Origin of the sequence: Bacillus sp. FSL W8-0519 (assembly GCF_038005585.1) — a bacterium.
Taxonomy (GTDB): domain Bacteria; phylum Bacillota; class Bacilli; order Bacillales; family Bacillaceae_G; genus Bacillus_A; species Bacillus_A paranthracis.
Genome location: NZ_JBBOTL010000001.1, coordinates 1,097,689 through 1,111,708 on the forward strand (window position 1 = coordinate 1,097,689; position 14,020 = coordinate 1,111,708).

Consider the following 14,020-nt stretch of genomic DNA (forward strand, 5'->3'; position numbering starts at 1 on the left):
TGGTGACAAGTTAATAATTCGGTAGGAGATTTGGAGAGACCACAACACGCTATAGAGGCGAAATCTATAGCGGAGTTTGTGGTCTCTTTTTTCGTTATCAAAGGGAGGAATTACCATGAAATTTTCAAGTAAACAACGTAAAGACGTATTAAACGGAGTAAATAAACAAGAATTAGATGTGATCGTAATTGGTGGAGGTATTACTGGTTCTGGTATTGCATTAGATGGAGCAACACGCGGATTATCAACAATTGTGTTTGAAATGCAGGACTTTGCAGCAGGTACATCAAGTCGTTCAACGAAGCTTGTACACGGTGGTCTACGTTATTTAAAACAACTTGAAGTGAAAATGGTAGCAGAGGTGGGTAAAGAGCGTGCGATCGTATATGAGAACGGTCCCCATGTAACAACACCAGAGTGGATGTTACTTCCGTTCCATACAGGCGGTACGTTCGGATCATTCAGTACATCAATTGGTCTTCGTGTATACGACTTCTTAGCAGGCGTAAAACGAAGCGAGCGCAGAAAAATGTTTAACCGTGAAGAAACGCTGAAGAAAGAGCCTCTTGTAAAACAAGAAGGATTAAAAGGCGGCGGTTACTACGTAGAATATCGCACTGATGATGCGCGTCTTACAATTGAAGTAATGAAAGAAGCAATTGAGCACGGTGCAAAAGCTGTTAACTACGCAAAAGTAGATAGTTTCTTATATAAAGATGGAAAAGTATGTGGTGTACGTGTAATCGATTTACTAGATGGTGAAGTATACGAAGTTTACGGTAAGAAAATTGTAAACGCAGCTGGTCCTTGGGTAGATACACTTCGTGAAAAAGATAACTCGAAAAAAGGAAAAGTACTTCAGTTATCAAAAGGTGTTCACTTAGTAATTGATCAAAAACGTTTCCCATTAGGTCAAGCGATTTACTTCGATACACCAGATAAACGTATGGTATTCGCGATTCCGCGCGGAGGAAAAACATATGTAGGTACAACAGATACGTTCTATGATAAAGACGCAGCTGTACCACAAATGACAACAGAAGATCGCACGTACATCATTAATGCGATTAACTACATGTTCCCAAGCGTAAAAATTACGGAAAAAGACATCGAGTCAAGCTGGGCTGGCGTACGTCCGTTAATTTACGAAGAAGGTAAGAGTGCATCTGAAATTTCTCGTAAAGACGAAATTTGGACTTCTGAATCTGGTTTAATTACAATCGCAGGTGGTAAATTAACAGGATACCGCAAAATGGCTGAAATGGTAGTAGACTACGTAACGAACTTACTACAAAAAGAAGGGCATAGTGCATATCCGAAGAGCACAACGAAACATATGCCAATCTCTGGTGGACATGTAGATGGCTCTAAAGGATTACCAGCATTTATCGCGAAAAAAGCAGGCGAAGGTACGAAATACGGTTTAACAACAGCACAAGCAGAAGAATTCGCGAAATTCTACGGCTCTAACGTTGACGTACTATTTGACCTAGCGAAAAAACATAAAGATGAAGCGAAAGAATACAACATGCCGCTAGACGTTCTAATCCCACTTGTATACGCAATGGATTACGAAATGACAGCAAAACCAGTCGACTTCTTCGTACGCCGCAGAGGCGCTGTATTCTTCAACATCCACTGGGTATACGAGTGGAAAGAAGCAGTAATCAACTACATGGCTGCAAAACTAGGCTGGAGCAAAGAAGAGCAAATGAAATACACAGCAGAACTAGAAAAAGCATTAAGAGACGCTGTCATTCCTGTAGATCAACAAGAGCATGCAGCTGCATTAGCGTAAAATAGAGAAACACCTGAAGAGAAACTCTTTAGGTGTTTTTTATCTTGACTAAAAATAAATAAAATGTGTTACAATGATGGTAGAGTATATAGTATGAATTTTGCATAAAATAAAGAAGACAGAAGCCTGAGAAACTTCTGCCTTTGTAACCTAACTTGCTATTGTGGTGGTAGTAGGTGCGGTTATAAGACAATTACATTAACGTTTTAGCCGAGAACCGCCCTTACCTTTTCCACGAAGTGAACTGGACCCGAAAAGTTAGACATATATTTAAGCAGCTAATAAGGATTGAATTCTGTATTTTACAGGAGGCAATCCTTTTAATTTTGCCTTAATCCTTTTATTATTGTAATAATAAATATAATTCTCTAGTTCTTCCCTAAAGTGTTCCATACTTTCAAAATCTTTAAGATAAAGTAATTCAGATTTTAATAAGCCAAAGAAATTTTCAATGACTGCATTATCTAAGCAATTTCCCTTACGGGACATACTTTGAGTTATATTATTTTCTCTTAAAATATATTGATATCTATCCATTTGATAGTGCCAACCTTGATCTGAATGAAGGATAGGAGTATCTTCTTTATCCAAGCATTTTAAAGCCTTATCTAACATCCTTTCGACTAGAAGGAATGTAGGGCGTTTCTCAATATTATAGGAAATAATCTCACCATTAAACAAGTCTAGAATAGGAGATAGGTAGAGTTTTTCACCAAACAAATGAACTTCAGTAACATCTGTAACCCACTTTTCATTAGGCTTAGAGGCCTTGAAATCACGCTTCAAGACATTTGGCGCTACCTTCCCAACCTTCCCACGATAAGAGCGGTATTTAGTGATTCTTACCAACGATTTTAACCCTAATTGATTCATTAAGCGAAGGACGGTTTTGTGGTTAATGGTATAGCCCTGATTACGTAATTCAAGTGTGATACGCCTATAGCCATATCGCCCTTGGTGTTCCTGAAAAATCTGCTTAATACTTTCTTTAACCTCGTTATATTTATCTTCACGACTCATTTGTTTCACCCAGTAATAATATGTACTACGAGCCATTTCAGCCGCTTTAATCAAGTCGATAATTTTATATTCATGCCTTAACTCATATATTATGTGTGCTTTGTCTTTTTCAGAGATTGTTGTTTTTGTTGAATTAAGGCATGTAACTTTTTTAAATAAGCATTTTCCATGCGTAAGTATTCAATTTCTTTTTGTAAATCATTTTGAGAGTTAATATTTTGTTTTTTCTTAGGTGCAATAGCCTGTTTCTTCTTCACAGTGGAGTACCCCTTACTTGTTTTACGAAGAGCATCTATCCCCTGCGATTCTAGCATTGATCGCCACTTCCTAACGGTACGAGGAGATGGAACGTTGAACATAGCGGCCGCTTGTAGGGGCGAAGCTCCTGTATTGTTCATAAAATTCAATACTTCCATTTTAAACTGAATGTCATACCTTGTACATTTAGAGTTTAAGGACTCTATTCCTTGTTCTCTAGTACGTGCCACCCACTCTTTTAATAACGATGTACTGACTTGATATTTTTGGGCAGTCACTTTAAAAGAATCATTTGTATTTAAATAATGTTCAACGGCATTTCTTTTTAATTCGAATTTATATTTTCTAGACATAATAAAACCGCACCTCCAATTGTTAGTTATTTGTCTAACAAATTGGGTGCGGTTCAAAGCAGGGTGGTTCTCGCTTTTTTGTATACAGAAATTAGCCACGGACCGACGTATCTTCTACCGATGACAACGCCAGCTCCGGTTAGGATACCATACACTAATTTAATGACAAACATCGCGATCATATTATCACCTCCCCCTTTTTTCAAAATGGAAGAGATGATTACCACACCTACTAGTTATAGCTTATTAAGTTACGTATTCATTGTATTATGTTTTAAAATAGGGAACAAGACATATAGATAAAAAGCCCTAGCGTTCAAACTCAACCCCCCACTGAAAGGCTTTATCTCAGTGGGGGGAGTTGACTCCTTGTTAAATAAACATAACTAAAAAAATAAAGATACTGATAACAATATCCAAATGAAATACACGGCAGAACTAGAAAAAGCAATAAATCAACAAGAACAAACAGCTGCGTTATGTATAGAATTTCAAATACTACACTTGTATGAAGAGTGTACTGGTTTTGATAGTATCGATCCATCTTTGTATGGCCATGAAATATTAGATTCTTTAAGTGAGCGTTAGAAAGAAGGAGGACTCGATTAAATCGGTTCTCTTTTTCATTTAGCGATAGGAAACGAAGACGCCCCTCTTATTGCAAACTTAAAGAGCGCCGTGGGAGAAAGACGCTCTTTAGGTGAATGTATTGTAACGACTATTCGGTTTATTATATGTAAGTTGCTGAGGAAGTGTTTTATAAAAAACGTTATTACCCTCTGTATTTTTTTATAAATTTATAAAACTTTTCCATACAGTGCGTCGTCTAATATATGGGAAGGAGGGAAGGCTGTGGATGAATTAATGATAGAAGCGTTTGAAATAGAAGATAAGGAGGACCTTATCGACGAAATAATGAACAAGTATGGACAAGAAGTCTTACAGCTTGTGTATTCATATGTGAATAATAAAGAGGTTGCGGAGGATTTAACGCAAGATATATTTGTGAAATGTTATAAATCTCTTCATACATATAAAGGGAATTCGAACTTAAAAACATGGCTATGGAGAATTGCAATTAATCATTGTAAGGATTATTTAAAAAGTTGGTATAACAAAAAAGTTATTGTTACAGAAGATGATTTTACGTATATGGAGAGTCAAAAAGAAAGTGTGGAACAAACTGTCATTCAAAATGCGGAGGATCGTGAACTGGCTTCTGCAGTAATGAATTTACCGATCAAATATCGAGAAGTCATTTATCTATTTTATTATGAAGAATTATCAATTAAAGAGATTGCGATTGTAATAGATGTGAAGGAAAACACGATAAAAACGAGGATGAAAAAAGCGAAGGAGCTTTTGAAGAAAGGATTGGAGGAATAGTCAAATGGAAGATCGATTAAAAGGTTTGCGAAAATCAATGGAGAACACAACTTTTAAACATTTGAGTTTTTCTGATCAGCACCAGAAGCGGGTGCGTGAAAAAATCAATCAATCGTCCGAAAAAGAAGAAGACATCCTTTTAGCAGTGTTGCAACTTCTTATGAATGAAAAAACAGGCTATGAATTGATGCAGTTACTACGGGGAAGAGGGATTCAAACATTTGAAGGTAATGAAGGGTCTCTATACACTTTGTTACATCGTCTAGAGCAGAATCGCTTTATCCAATCTAGCTGGGACCACGAAGGAGCTAAATATTATCAATTAAATGATAAAGGAAACAAGATGCTGCGAAAGGCAGAGAAGAATGCTACGAAGGCACGATTTATATTAAAAGGATTCGTACAGGAGTGAGAAAAATTGAACAAAAAAGGGGAGCGTTTTTTAACAGAAGTTACGAACCATATTAAATCAAAAGAAGCGAAGGACTTAGTAGCAACTGAACTGAATTTTCACTTGAAACAGGCAAAGAATATGTGGATGGATAAAGGGTTAAGTGAGGAAGTTGCTGAAGATAAGGCTGTTGAGCAAATGGGGAGTCCAATTAAACTGGGACAAGAACTTAACAAACTGCATAAGCCAAAGGTTGATTGGTTTTTAATTGGTTTATTAGTGGCTGCGATGGGATTAGGGTTTTTGCCGGTTATAGCTTTTGGATATATGAATGATTTACTAATGGATAAGGTGATATTTGTTGTTCTTGGTATTGCAACAGCGTTAGGGATGATGCTGATTAATTATCGGAAGTTAGAGAGATTAGGATGGTTGTTTTATACAATTGGTGTACTTATCTTGTTAATGCTATACTGCTTTCCGAATGCTGGGATGCTTGGAGAACCGATAATAAAAGTTGGTCCTATTGCAATTGACCGTTTAATGGCAGTGCCGTTCTTTTTTCTAGCTTGGGCTTCTTTTTTCAATAATAGTAGGATAAAAGTAATGCATCTTGTGGCTCTTTATTTATTTTCTTTGTATTTATTTTTAATTGGCGCAGCTTTTTCAGTGATTTTTATTTATATCACGATGGTATTCGTTATGCTTTGGTGGAGTAAGTTAGGGAAGAAAAAGGCATTAATTATTACAATTGTACCAATCTGTTTATTGATTATAGGGGCCTATTTTTCCTGGCACACAGTAAAAGGAGTTTATTTGGATAGATTTTTAGGGTATTTGAATCCAGAACGTGATGCACAGGGCGCAGGATTTATGTATATACGTTTAAAGGAGGTAATGTCGTCAGCAGGTTGGTTTGGTACATATGGAGATATGAAATTCATCCCTGCTCCGGATACTGATTTTGTATTTGCAAGTTTGACTTACTATTATGGGTATTGGCTTGCGTTAATTCTTGTCTTCGTTCTTTCTCTTTTTGTAGCAAGATTAATAGTCATCTCTTATAAAATAAATGATCGGTACGGTAAATTGCTGCTCGTTGGTGGATTGACTCTTTTCGTAGTACAATTCCTTTATAACGTCGGTATGATTTTAGGTTTATTACCGATTACTGCTATATCACTACCTTTTATTAGTTATGGATTAACACCAACTGTATTTCATGCGCTTATAATGGGAATCGTACTAAGTGTATATCGACGTAAAGACATTCCAGCGAGAAAATCAGCTTAAAAAACAAACCACCTAGTCCCTATATTTTTTAGGGTGTAGGTGGTTTTATTTACACACTTAACAAGTTTTTCCGTTCTCAACTTCTCCGCATGAATCTGGAATTTGCTTATCTTTTATTAATAGTAATAGAAGTTCAAAAAACTGTTCGCGTTGTTCTAATGTGAGGTTTTGTAAAATATCGTTTGCGACCTTGTCTTGGAACGCGAGCGCCTGCTCCATATTGGAATGCGCGCGTTCAGTAAGTTGAATTAATGTAGCTCGGCGATCAGTTGGATCTGGTATACGAACTAGGAGCTTGTCTTGTTCGAGTGCATCGACAAAATCGGTAACTGTACGTGCTTTGACGCCTAATTTAGCAGCTAATTCATTCATTCGAATGGGACCATTTTCAGAAACGGTGGATAGAACGCGTAACCTAGGACCTGTTAGATGATAAGGTGTGTCAAGGGCTGACAATTGAGATTGAAATTCTCTTTGAACATAGTTGGACGATTGCATTAAAATATGGATGATATCTATTGCGGCTGGATTATTTGATTTCATGAATGGGATGACCTCCTCATTATTTTGTAGTTCATTTTTGCACGTTTCATAAATATATTGTATATTATTAGTGAGTATCCTCTCTATATTATAAACAATTAGTGAGTAACCTCATTATATCGCGTACTCATAATGTGTAATAGCGGGATAATTACTATTATAACTGATGCGGGGATCTATAGAAAACGATAATAGAGAGAGGTGGATTTATGTAAGGAATTTCAAATCGTTTCAGCATTTAATAGCAATACCCTTAAAAAATATATAATGGAGGATTGTACATGACTATTGTAGCATTAGTACTTCAATGTTTATTAATTTTTGCATTTTTCTTTTCGAGTGTGAGTAAAATTGCGGGAGCAAAAATGCAAGTAGAGGCTTTCGCTCATTTAGGTTTACCTCAATGGTTTAGAATTGCGACAGGTTGGATCGCTTTAGCAGGCGTGGTTGGACTAATTTTTGGTTTCTGGAATGAGATCGTATTAGTTTTAGCAGCATTATGGATTGCTTGTATTATGTTAGGAGCTGTATTGTCACATATGCGTGTTAAAGATCCAATTGGAAAAATCATGCCAGCAGCCGTGCTTATGATTTTAGCACTAGTTCTTGCGGTCGTTCATTTTTCAGCAGTAACAGAACTTCTGTAAAATAAATTGTAGTTTAGTAGATTTGGTTGAATAGAGGTAGAAATTGGGCACGTACGATAAAAATGATATCCTCGTTATAATAAAATAGTGAGGATATTCATTATGTTGATACTCATTTAAATCTATATAGATTATGGGAAAGAGGAAAGGAGGTCTACACGATGGTAGATCATTCATCACAAAATGCGGATAAATTACTAGCAGTTTTAGTAGTTACGCTAATATTTTCGGTTATGAACGGTACGATGTTTAATGTAGCTCTTCCTGAAATCGGTAAAGAATTCAACCTTGTTCCTTCAGAGGTTAGCTGGATTATGACGAGTTATATGGTTGTTTATGCTGTTGGTTCCATCGTAATGGGAAAACTGGCGGATAAATATCGGTTAAAGGATTTGTTAACGTATGGACTACTTATTTTCGCTCTAGGTTCCTTGCTTGGTCTACTTGCTACTGAGTATTGGGTTATCATTTTAGGCCGTGTCATTCAGGCAGCGGGAGCTTCTGTTCTTCCTGCGACAGCAATGATTATTCCGGTTAGATACTTTGCGCCAGAGAAAAGGGGGCGTGCGCTTGGAACTTCAGCAGTTGGTTTAGCGCTTGGGAATGCTTTAGGGCCCGTTGCCGCTGGATTAATTACGAGTTTTGGAAGCTGGAGACTCATGTTTGTTCTTTCATTACTACCGCTTCTAACGCTACCTTTCTTTAGAAAGTATTTAGACAATGCAAAAGGAAAGGCGGGTAGTATTGATATTCTTGGCGGAGGTCTATTAGCTGTATCGGTCGCGTTCTTCTTGCTTGCTATTACGCAGATGCAAGTGTTGTTATTCCTTGGAGGATTTGTCATGTTGGCATTCTTCATTTTGCGGATTAGAAAAGCTACAGAGCCGTTTATAAAACCGACTTTGTTTAAAAATAAAAACTTTTCGATTGGGTTACTCCTTGCTTTTATGACGACAGCGATGAGCTTTAGTATGACATTCATGACGCCGCAATTTCTATCAGCAGTAAATGGATTGACTCCTTCGAATATTGGTTTTGTTTTAGTTCCAGCTGCAATTGCCTCGGCAATTATGGGAAGAAAGGGAGGAAGGTTAGCTGATACTCGGGGCAATTTTGCACTCGTTTTTATTGCCTCAGTATTCATATTCCTTGCTTTCTCATTATTATCTACTTTCATTGGGGTCTCGGCTTTTGTCATAGCATTGATTTTAATTTTCGGAAATGTAGGACAGACCTTTATGCAGATTTCAATGTCTAATACGATTTCACAAACACTGTCAAAGGAAGAGACAGGTGTGGGAATGGGATTACTGTCGATGATTAATTTCATATCTGGCGCGATGGCTATGAGTGTAGTAGGGAAATTGCTTGATAAAGGATCGACTTCACTAAAGCTAAATCCTTTTGTTGCAAATGAAGCTGCAAATATGTATAGTAATATCTTCGGCGTGATGTCATTGTTGATCTTACTTGTAGTTGTGCTCTACCGTTTTCAATTTGGTATGGGCGTTTCTACGTTAAATATGACTAGCAAAGGTAGTAAAAACTTATAAAAGAAAATACAAGGAGGGTTTATGTATGAATACTCAAACTGCACCTGTTTCTTCGCAGTCAAAGGAGTTTGACAATGTGAAAAGACTCCCAATTTTAATATCAATGATCATTGGAGCGTTTTTCACCATTTTGAATGAAACATTATTGAACGTTGCTTTTCCACAATTAATGGTTGAGTTGAATGTAACAGCGTCGACTCTTCAATGGCTTTCAACAGGGTACATGCTTGTAGTTGCTGTACTCATTCCAGCTTCTGCTTTATTAGTACAATGGTTTACAACAAGACAAGTATTCATAGGTGCTATGGTAATCTTTACTTTCGGTACACTTGTAAGTGCGATTGCGCCTGGATTTTCTATACTATTAATGGGTCGCTTGTTACAAGCAGCAGGTACGGGATTAATAATGCCCGTATTAATGAATACGATTCTCCTTCTATATCCTCCTGAAAAGAGAGGAGCGGCAATGGGGAGTATTGGGCTTGTAATCATGTTTGCCCCTGCCATTGGGCCGACACTTTCAGGGCTCATTTTGGAAACATTGAATTGGAGATGGCTATTTTATTTCGTTCTTCCATTCGCGATTTTTTCTATTGTTTTTGCATTTATTTATTTGAAAAATGTCTCTGAGCCTACTAAACCAAAGGTGGATGTATTATCTATTCTTTTATCTACAATTGGATTTGGCGGAATTGTTTATGGATTTAGTAGCTCAGGTGAAGGTTGGGGTAGTTTCCAAGTATATGGCATAATCCTAATTGGTCTTGTAGCAATTCTATTCTTCGTATTGCGTCAATTGAAATTGAAAGAGCCATTACTAGACCTTAGTGCATTTAAGTATCCGATGTTTACGCTCACGACAATTTTATTGACGATCATGATGATGACGATGTTCTCGACAATGACTTTATTACCATTTCTATTCCAAGGTGCTTTAGGCTTAACTGTCTATGCAACCGGTCTTATCATGCTTCCAGGTAGCCTGTTGAATGGTCTGCTTTCTCCAGTTTCAGGGAAGCTTTTTGATAAATTTGGTCCAAGAGCGCTTATTATTCCTGGTACGCTATTATTAGCAGGTGTGATGTGGTTCTTTACACAAGTAACGGCAGATACGTCTAAAATAACTTTCATCCTATTACACGTCACTATGATGATATCTATTTCAATGATCATGATGCCGGCGCAAACGAACGGTTTGAACCAACTTCCGAAGCGATTTTATCCTCACGGAACAGCTATTTTGAATACTCTATCGCAAGTAGCGGGTGCGGTAGGAGTTGCGTTCTTTATTAGTGTTATGACTTCCGGACAAAAGAAATATTTGGATGCATCTTCAAATCCAACTGACCCAGCTCAATTGACAGAAGCAATGGTTTCAGGCGTGCATAACGCATTTACGATTGGCTTTGGTTTGGCACTACTTGCAGTTGTTGTAGCTTTATTTATAAAACGCTCGCAGACCTCAGAAAGTTAAGGGTCGAAGTAAAGAGGGTATGCCGAGGGCAACCCTCTTTATTATTTTGTTCCTACATATTAATTTGATTTTGGTTCCTTCTTATTAAAATAGTATTTGTCGGATAGCACACCACACCTTTTTAAACTTATAATGGAACAGCTCTAACTTAGCGATAAAGTTTCATTTTATGTTTAAATAAGTGAACTCGCTTTAATAGAAGTACACAATTCAGAACGAGAAATGGATTCAGCTAATTGTTGTAAATAAGCATGTTCTGTCGTATTTTTTTCAGAAGTGTTAGGATCCAATAAAGGTGAAGAAAGAAGTATATCAATCGTAAGTATGTCTGCATCATGAGAAATGATGTTATAACCTGCAAATACAGGTCGTTTTAAGTGTTTTACTTTTTGAATCATCTGATGGAATTTCGTAACACTTATATTGATTTGTGCGAATGGAAAGCATTTTTGGGTAGGATTCTCGATGGTCTTTCTAATTTTATAATCGTATACATAGTAGTACTTTTCTTGCTGCTCAAGTGTTTGCAACTCTTTCGTTAATAAGTGGTATTTGTCTGTAAGTTCAATTGTAAGTGCATCGTGTTCTTCGTCAACTAATAATGTGAAAGGTCTTGGTGATGAGATTGAAAGGGTGCGGACGTTTAGATCAGTAAAAGTGGGATTAGATTGTAAAATGGTATGTAATTTCTCGGTAGGAAACTCACCGTCATAAATAGCAATAAAATAATGGTTCATCTTTTCGCTCCTTAACTTTTTTCTAAACTGATATATTCTACTTTAAAGTTGTAAATCCTGCACAAAAAAGAAACACCTTGATTGTTATCAAGGTGTAATAAGTTCAAAACTCTCCGAATCAGCCTCAACAATAAACGGACTAACCTCGCCAACGCTATAAAGTTGCAATTCGTGCATCGCGCGCGTACAAGCAGTGTAGAATAGTCTACGAACGCTCTCATCGCTGTATACATCTTTAGAAGTATTGTAAATAATAACAGCATCAAATTCGATACCTTTCGCTAAGTAAGCTGGGATCACGACGATGCCTTGCTCATACTCGGCTGAGTTACTCTTCACGAGTTTAATATTCTCGATATGATTAAGCGCTTCGTAAGCAGCTACACTTTCGGCTGCAGATTTACATATAATTGCGATCGTATTGTGCTGCTCTTTTTGCAGTTCAGCAACTTTAACAGTAATATGTTCGTGCAGTTCGCTGTCATTTGATACTTTCGTCACTGTAGGTTTCTCGCCGTCACGTTCAAAGGCGTGAATGTTCTTTCCTTCTGGTACGAGAGCACGTGTGAATTCAATAATTGGTTTTGTTGAGCGATAGCTACGAGTTAAGTTAATGCCGTTTGTTTCATCCGGTCCGTATAAGCTAGTGAGCGTATTGAAATTCACTGTTTCACTTGCATGGGCAAATATCGCTTGGTTAAAGTCTCCGAGTACAGTCATTCTTGCAGCAGGGAAGAGACGTTTTAAAAACTCGAACTGAAATGGTGAATAATCTTGCGCTTCGTCTACGAGTACGTGTTTAATTGATCGGTTCGTTTGGAAGCCTTCAATTAACTCTTTCAAAAGTAAAAATGGAGTTGCATCCTCGTAATATAATTTTCCTTCATCGAGCATGTTCATCGTTAAAGAACAAATGTCATCCCAGTCTTTCGGCTTTTCTCCCGTAACCCATGATGCATCTGTGAATAGCTGTTTATATATGCCTGTGAAATTGATGAAACGCAATGTTTGAACACCTTTGCGAAGTGGTTTCAATTTTTTACGGACAATCATACGTCCAAGTACTTTCGCTTCTTTCTCAAAATCGTTAAAGGAGTTGTCGTCAAACTCACCTTTTTTCTGTAAATATTTATAAGCCTTTTGATATTCATCTTTACTCAGTAGTTCAATTTCTTCTTCTACCCAAGGCTTTTTCAGTTCTGCTTTTTCAAGTACATCTATTTGCTTATTTAGCCAATCCGTTAACTTCTCAATACGGCTATGGAAGCGGAGGGAGGAATCGGTATTGTAAAACTGCTCTGTAATTTCTTTCGCAGAGACAATTAGCTTTCCTCTAAATTTCATTCCTCTAAATAGCATGCCTGAAGATTCAAGAGATTGTCTGTACGCTCGAATCATCTCGAAAAATTGAGTAGATGCTTTAAATCGAATGCTCGCATTTCTCGTTTTATAGATAGGGTTATTCGTTTCAGTTAACATATATTCTAATTGTTCATAAGGATCTTCCACATCAAATGACTTACTTAGTCTATGATTTAAATATTCTTGGAATGTCACTTGCTGCATATTTTCTTCGCCGAGTTCAGGTAGTACGTTAGATACGTAGCTATTGAACATAGAGTTAGGGGAGAAGAGAATAATTTGATCCGCTTTTAGCCATTCGCGATATTTATATAGTAAGTAGGCGATTCGTTGCAGCGCAGCTGATGTTTTACCGCTACCAGCAGCTCCTTGCACGATAAGGAGTCGGCCTTCATCGTGACGAATAATTTCATTTTGCTCGCGCTGAATCGTAGCGACGATACTTTGCATATGTTTGTTCGTACCTTTTCCGAGCGCTTGTTGCAAGATTTCATCGCCAATTGTAAGGCTCGTATCGAACATAGAATCAATCTCGCCATTTTGAATAATGTATTGTAATTTTTTCTCCACATTACCGTGAATTACGCCTCCTGGTGTACTGTATTCAGCCGGTCCTGGTGGATAATCGTAGTACACACTTGAAATGGGTGCGCGCCAGTCATATATAAGAAAATTTTCTCCGCTTGCATCAGTAAGCGTGGCTACACCGATATAAATTTGCTCCGCAGCAGATTCTCCTTCTTCTTTAAAATCAATTCGTCCAAAATAAGGTGATTTATGCATGCGTTTTAGTGCGGCAAGTCGATTAAAGGTGTGCTTATGAGTAATTTGTGTGACAGCTAGTGACTGAGCTTGTTGTCTTAAGTTGATAACTGTTTCAAGATAATCATCAAAAGTATCAGTATTCACTTTCACGTCATCCCAGAAATGTTTACGAATATTGATTACTTCTGCTCGGCGTCTGCCAGTTTCGTTTTCCAGCTTATCAATTTGTTTCGCAATCGTTTCGATTACGGTATCCAATCGTTTTTGCTCTTGATCAAGTTTTTTGTTCATACGATAGCACTCCTTTAAAAGTGAAAAATAGAGGTTGACTGAAGATGTGTTTTGGTGTACAATTAAGATACGGATAAATACGTTCTTTGTATTTCTGAAAACGTGTTTCTGTACTAATTTAACATAGTTTTTTAATTTAATCAATGATA

Annotated in this window: 12 protein-coding genes; 8 read left to right on the forward strand and 4 right to left on the reverse strand. The window is 37.2% G+C overall.

Going from position 1 to position 14,020, the window contains the following annotated elements:
• Positions 1–115 precede the first annotated feature (115 nt).
• Positions 116–1,798: an aerobic glycerol-3-phosphate dehydrogenase gene (gene glpD, locus NST14_RS05680; protein WP_000672812.1), complete on the forward strand. Its 1,683-nt coding sequence runs from the start codon at positions 116–118 to the stop codon at positions 1,796–1,798.
• A gap of 270 nt (positions 1,799–2,068) precedes the next feature.
• Here glpD and NST14_RS05685 read toward each other — a convergent pair.
• A protein-coding gene (locus tag NST14_RS05685; RefSeq protein WP_085962607.1) for an IS3-like element ISBce15 family transposase occupies positions 2,069–3,429 on the reverse strand; the annotation gives its coding sequence in 2 pieces (ribosomal slippage) (positions 2,069–2,973 and positions 2,973–3,429; 1,362 coding nt in all).
• A gap of 420 nt (positions 3,430–3,849) precedes the next feature.
• On the opposite strand from NST14_RS05685, the gene NST14_RS05690 reads away from it, so the two are divergent.
• The 4 genes from NST14_RS05690 (at position 3,850) to NST14_RS05705 (ending at position 6,499) form a co-directional block, all read left to right on the forward strand.
• Positions 3,850–4,017 (forward strand): hypothetical protein, encoded by a 168-nt coding sequence (locus NST14_RS05690; protein ID WP_000877814.1) that lies wholly within the window; start codon positions 3,850–3,852, stop codon positions 4,015–4,017.
• Positions 4,018–4,281: 264 nt separating this feature from the next.
• Positions 4,282–4,815: a sigma-70 family RNA polymerase sigma factor gene (locus NST14_RS05695; protein ID WP_000343924.1), complete on the forward strand. Its 534-nt coding sequence runs from the start codon at positions 4,282–4,284 to the stop codon at positions 4,813–4,815.
• Between the two features lie 4 nt (positions 4,816–4,819).
• Positions 4,820–5,227: a PadR family transcriptional regulator gene (locus tag NST14_RS05700; protein ID WP_000390164.1), complete on the forward strand. Its 408-nt coding sequence runs from the start codon at positions 4,820–4,822 to the stop codon at positions 5,225–5,227.
• A 6-nt stretch (positions 5,228–5,233) separates the two neighbouring features.
• A complete protein-coding gene (locus NST14_RS05705) occupies positions 5,234–6,499 on the forward strand; it encodes an FtsW/RodA/SpoVE family cell cycle protein (protein ID WP_001034637.1) in 1,266 nt (421 codons plus the stop codon).
• A gap of 57 nt (positions 6,500–6,556) precedes the next feature.
• On the opposite strand, the gene NST14_RS05710 is transcribed toward NST14_RS05705, so the two are convergent.
• Positions 6,557–7,042 (reverse strand): MarR family winged helix-turn-helix transcriptional regulator, encoded by a 486-nt coding sequence (locus NST14_RS05710; protein ID WP_000841457.1) that lies wholly within the window; start codon positions 7,040–7,042, stop codon positions 6,557–6,559.
• A gap of 281 nt (positions 7,043–7,323) precedes the next feature.
• Between NST14_RS05710 and NST14_RS05715 the strand changes: the two genes are divergently transcribed.
• The 3 genes from NST14_RS05715 to NST14_RS05725 all read left to right on the forward strand — a co-directional run bounded on the left by NST14_RS05715 (position 7,324) and on the right by NST14_RS05725 (position 10,716).
• Positions 7,324–7,689, forward strand: coding sequence for a DoxX family protein (locus tag NST14_RS05715; protein WP_000156912.1), 366 nt, complete (start codon positions 7,324–7,326; stop codon positions 7,687–7,689).
• A gap of 161 nt (positions 7,690–7,850) precedes the next feature.
• The gene (locus NST14_RS05720; RefSeq protein WP_000227533.1) at positions 7,851–9,242 is read left to right on the forward strand and encodes an MFS transporter; all 1,392 of its coding nucleotides are present in this window, start codon (positions 7,851–7,853) and stop codon (positions 9,240–9,242) included.
• Positions 9,243–9,267: 25 nt separating this feature from the next.
• Positions 9,268–10,716 (forward strand): MDR family MFS transporter, encoded by a 1,449-nt coding sequence (locus tag NST14_RS05725; RefSeq protein ID WP_001097156.1) that lies wholly within the window; start codon positions 9,268–9,270, stop codon positions 10,714–10,716.
• A 173-nt stretch (positions 10,717–10,889) separates the two neighbouring features.
• On the opposite strand, the gene NST14_RS05730 is transcribed toward NST14_RS05725, so the two are convergent.
• A complete protein-coding gene (locus NST14_RS05730) occupies positions 10,890–11,453 on the reverse strand; it encodes a hypothetical protein (RefSeq protein ID WP_229142901.1) in 564 nt (187 codons plus the stop codon).
• Between the two features lie 87 nt (positions 11,454–11,540).
• Complete coding sequence (helD, locus tag NST14_RS05735) at positions 11,541–13,871, reverse strand: RNA polymerase recycling motor HelD (RefSeq protein WP_229142902.1); 2,331 nt, start codon at positions 13,869–13,871, stop codon at positions 11,541–11,543.
• Positions 13,872–14,020 lie beyond the last annotated feature (149 nt).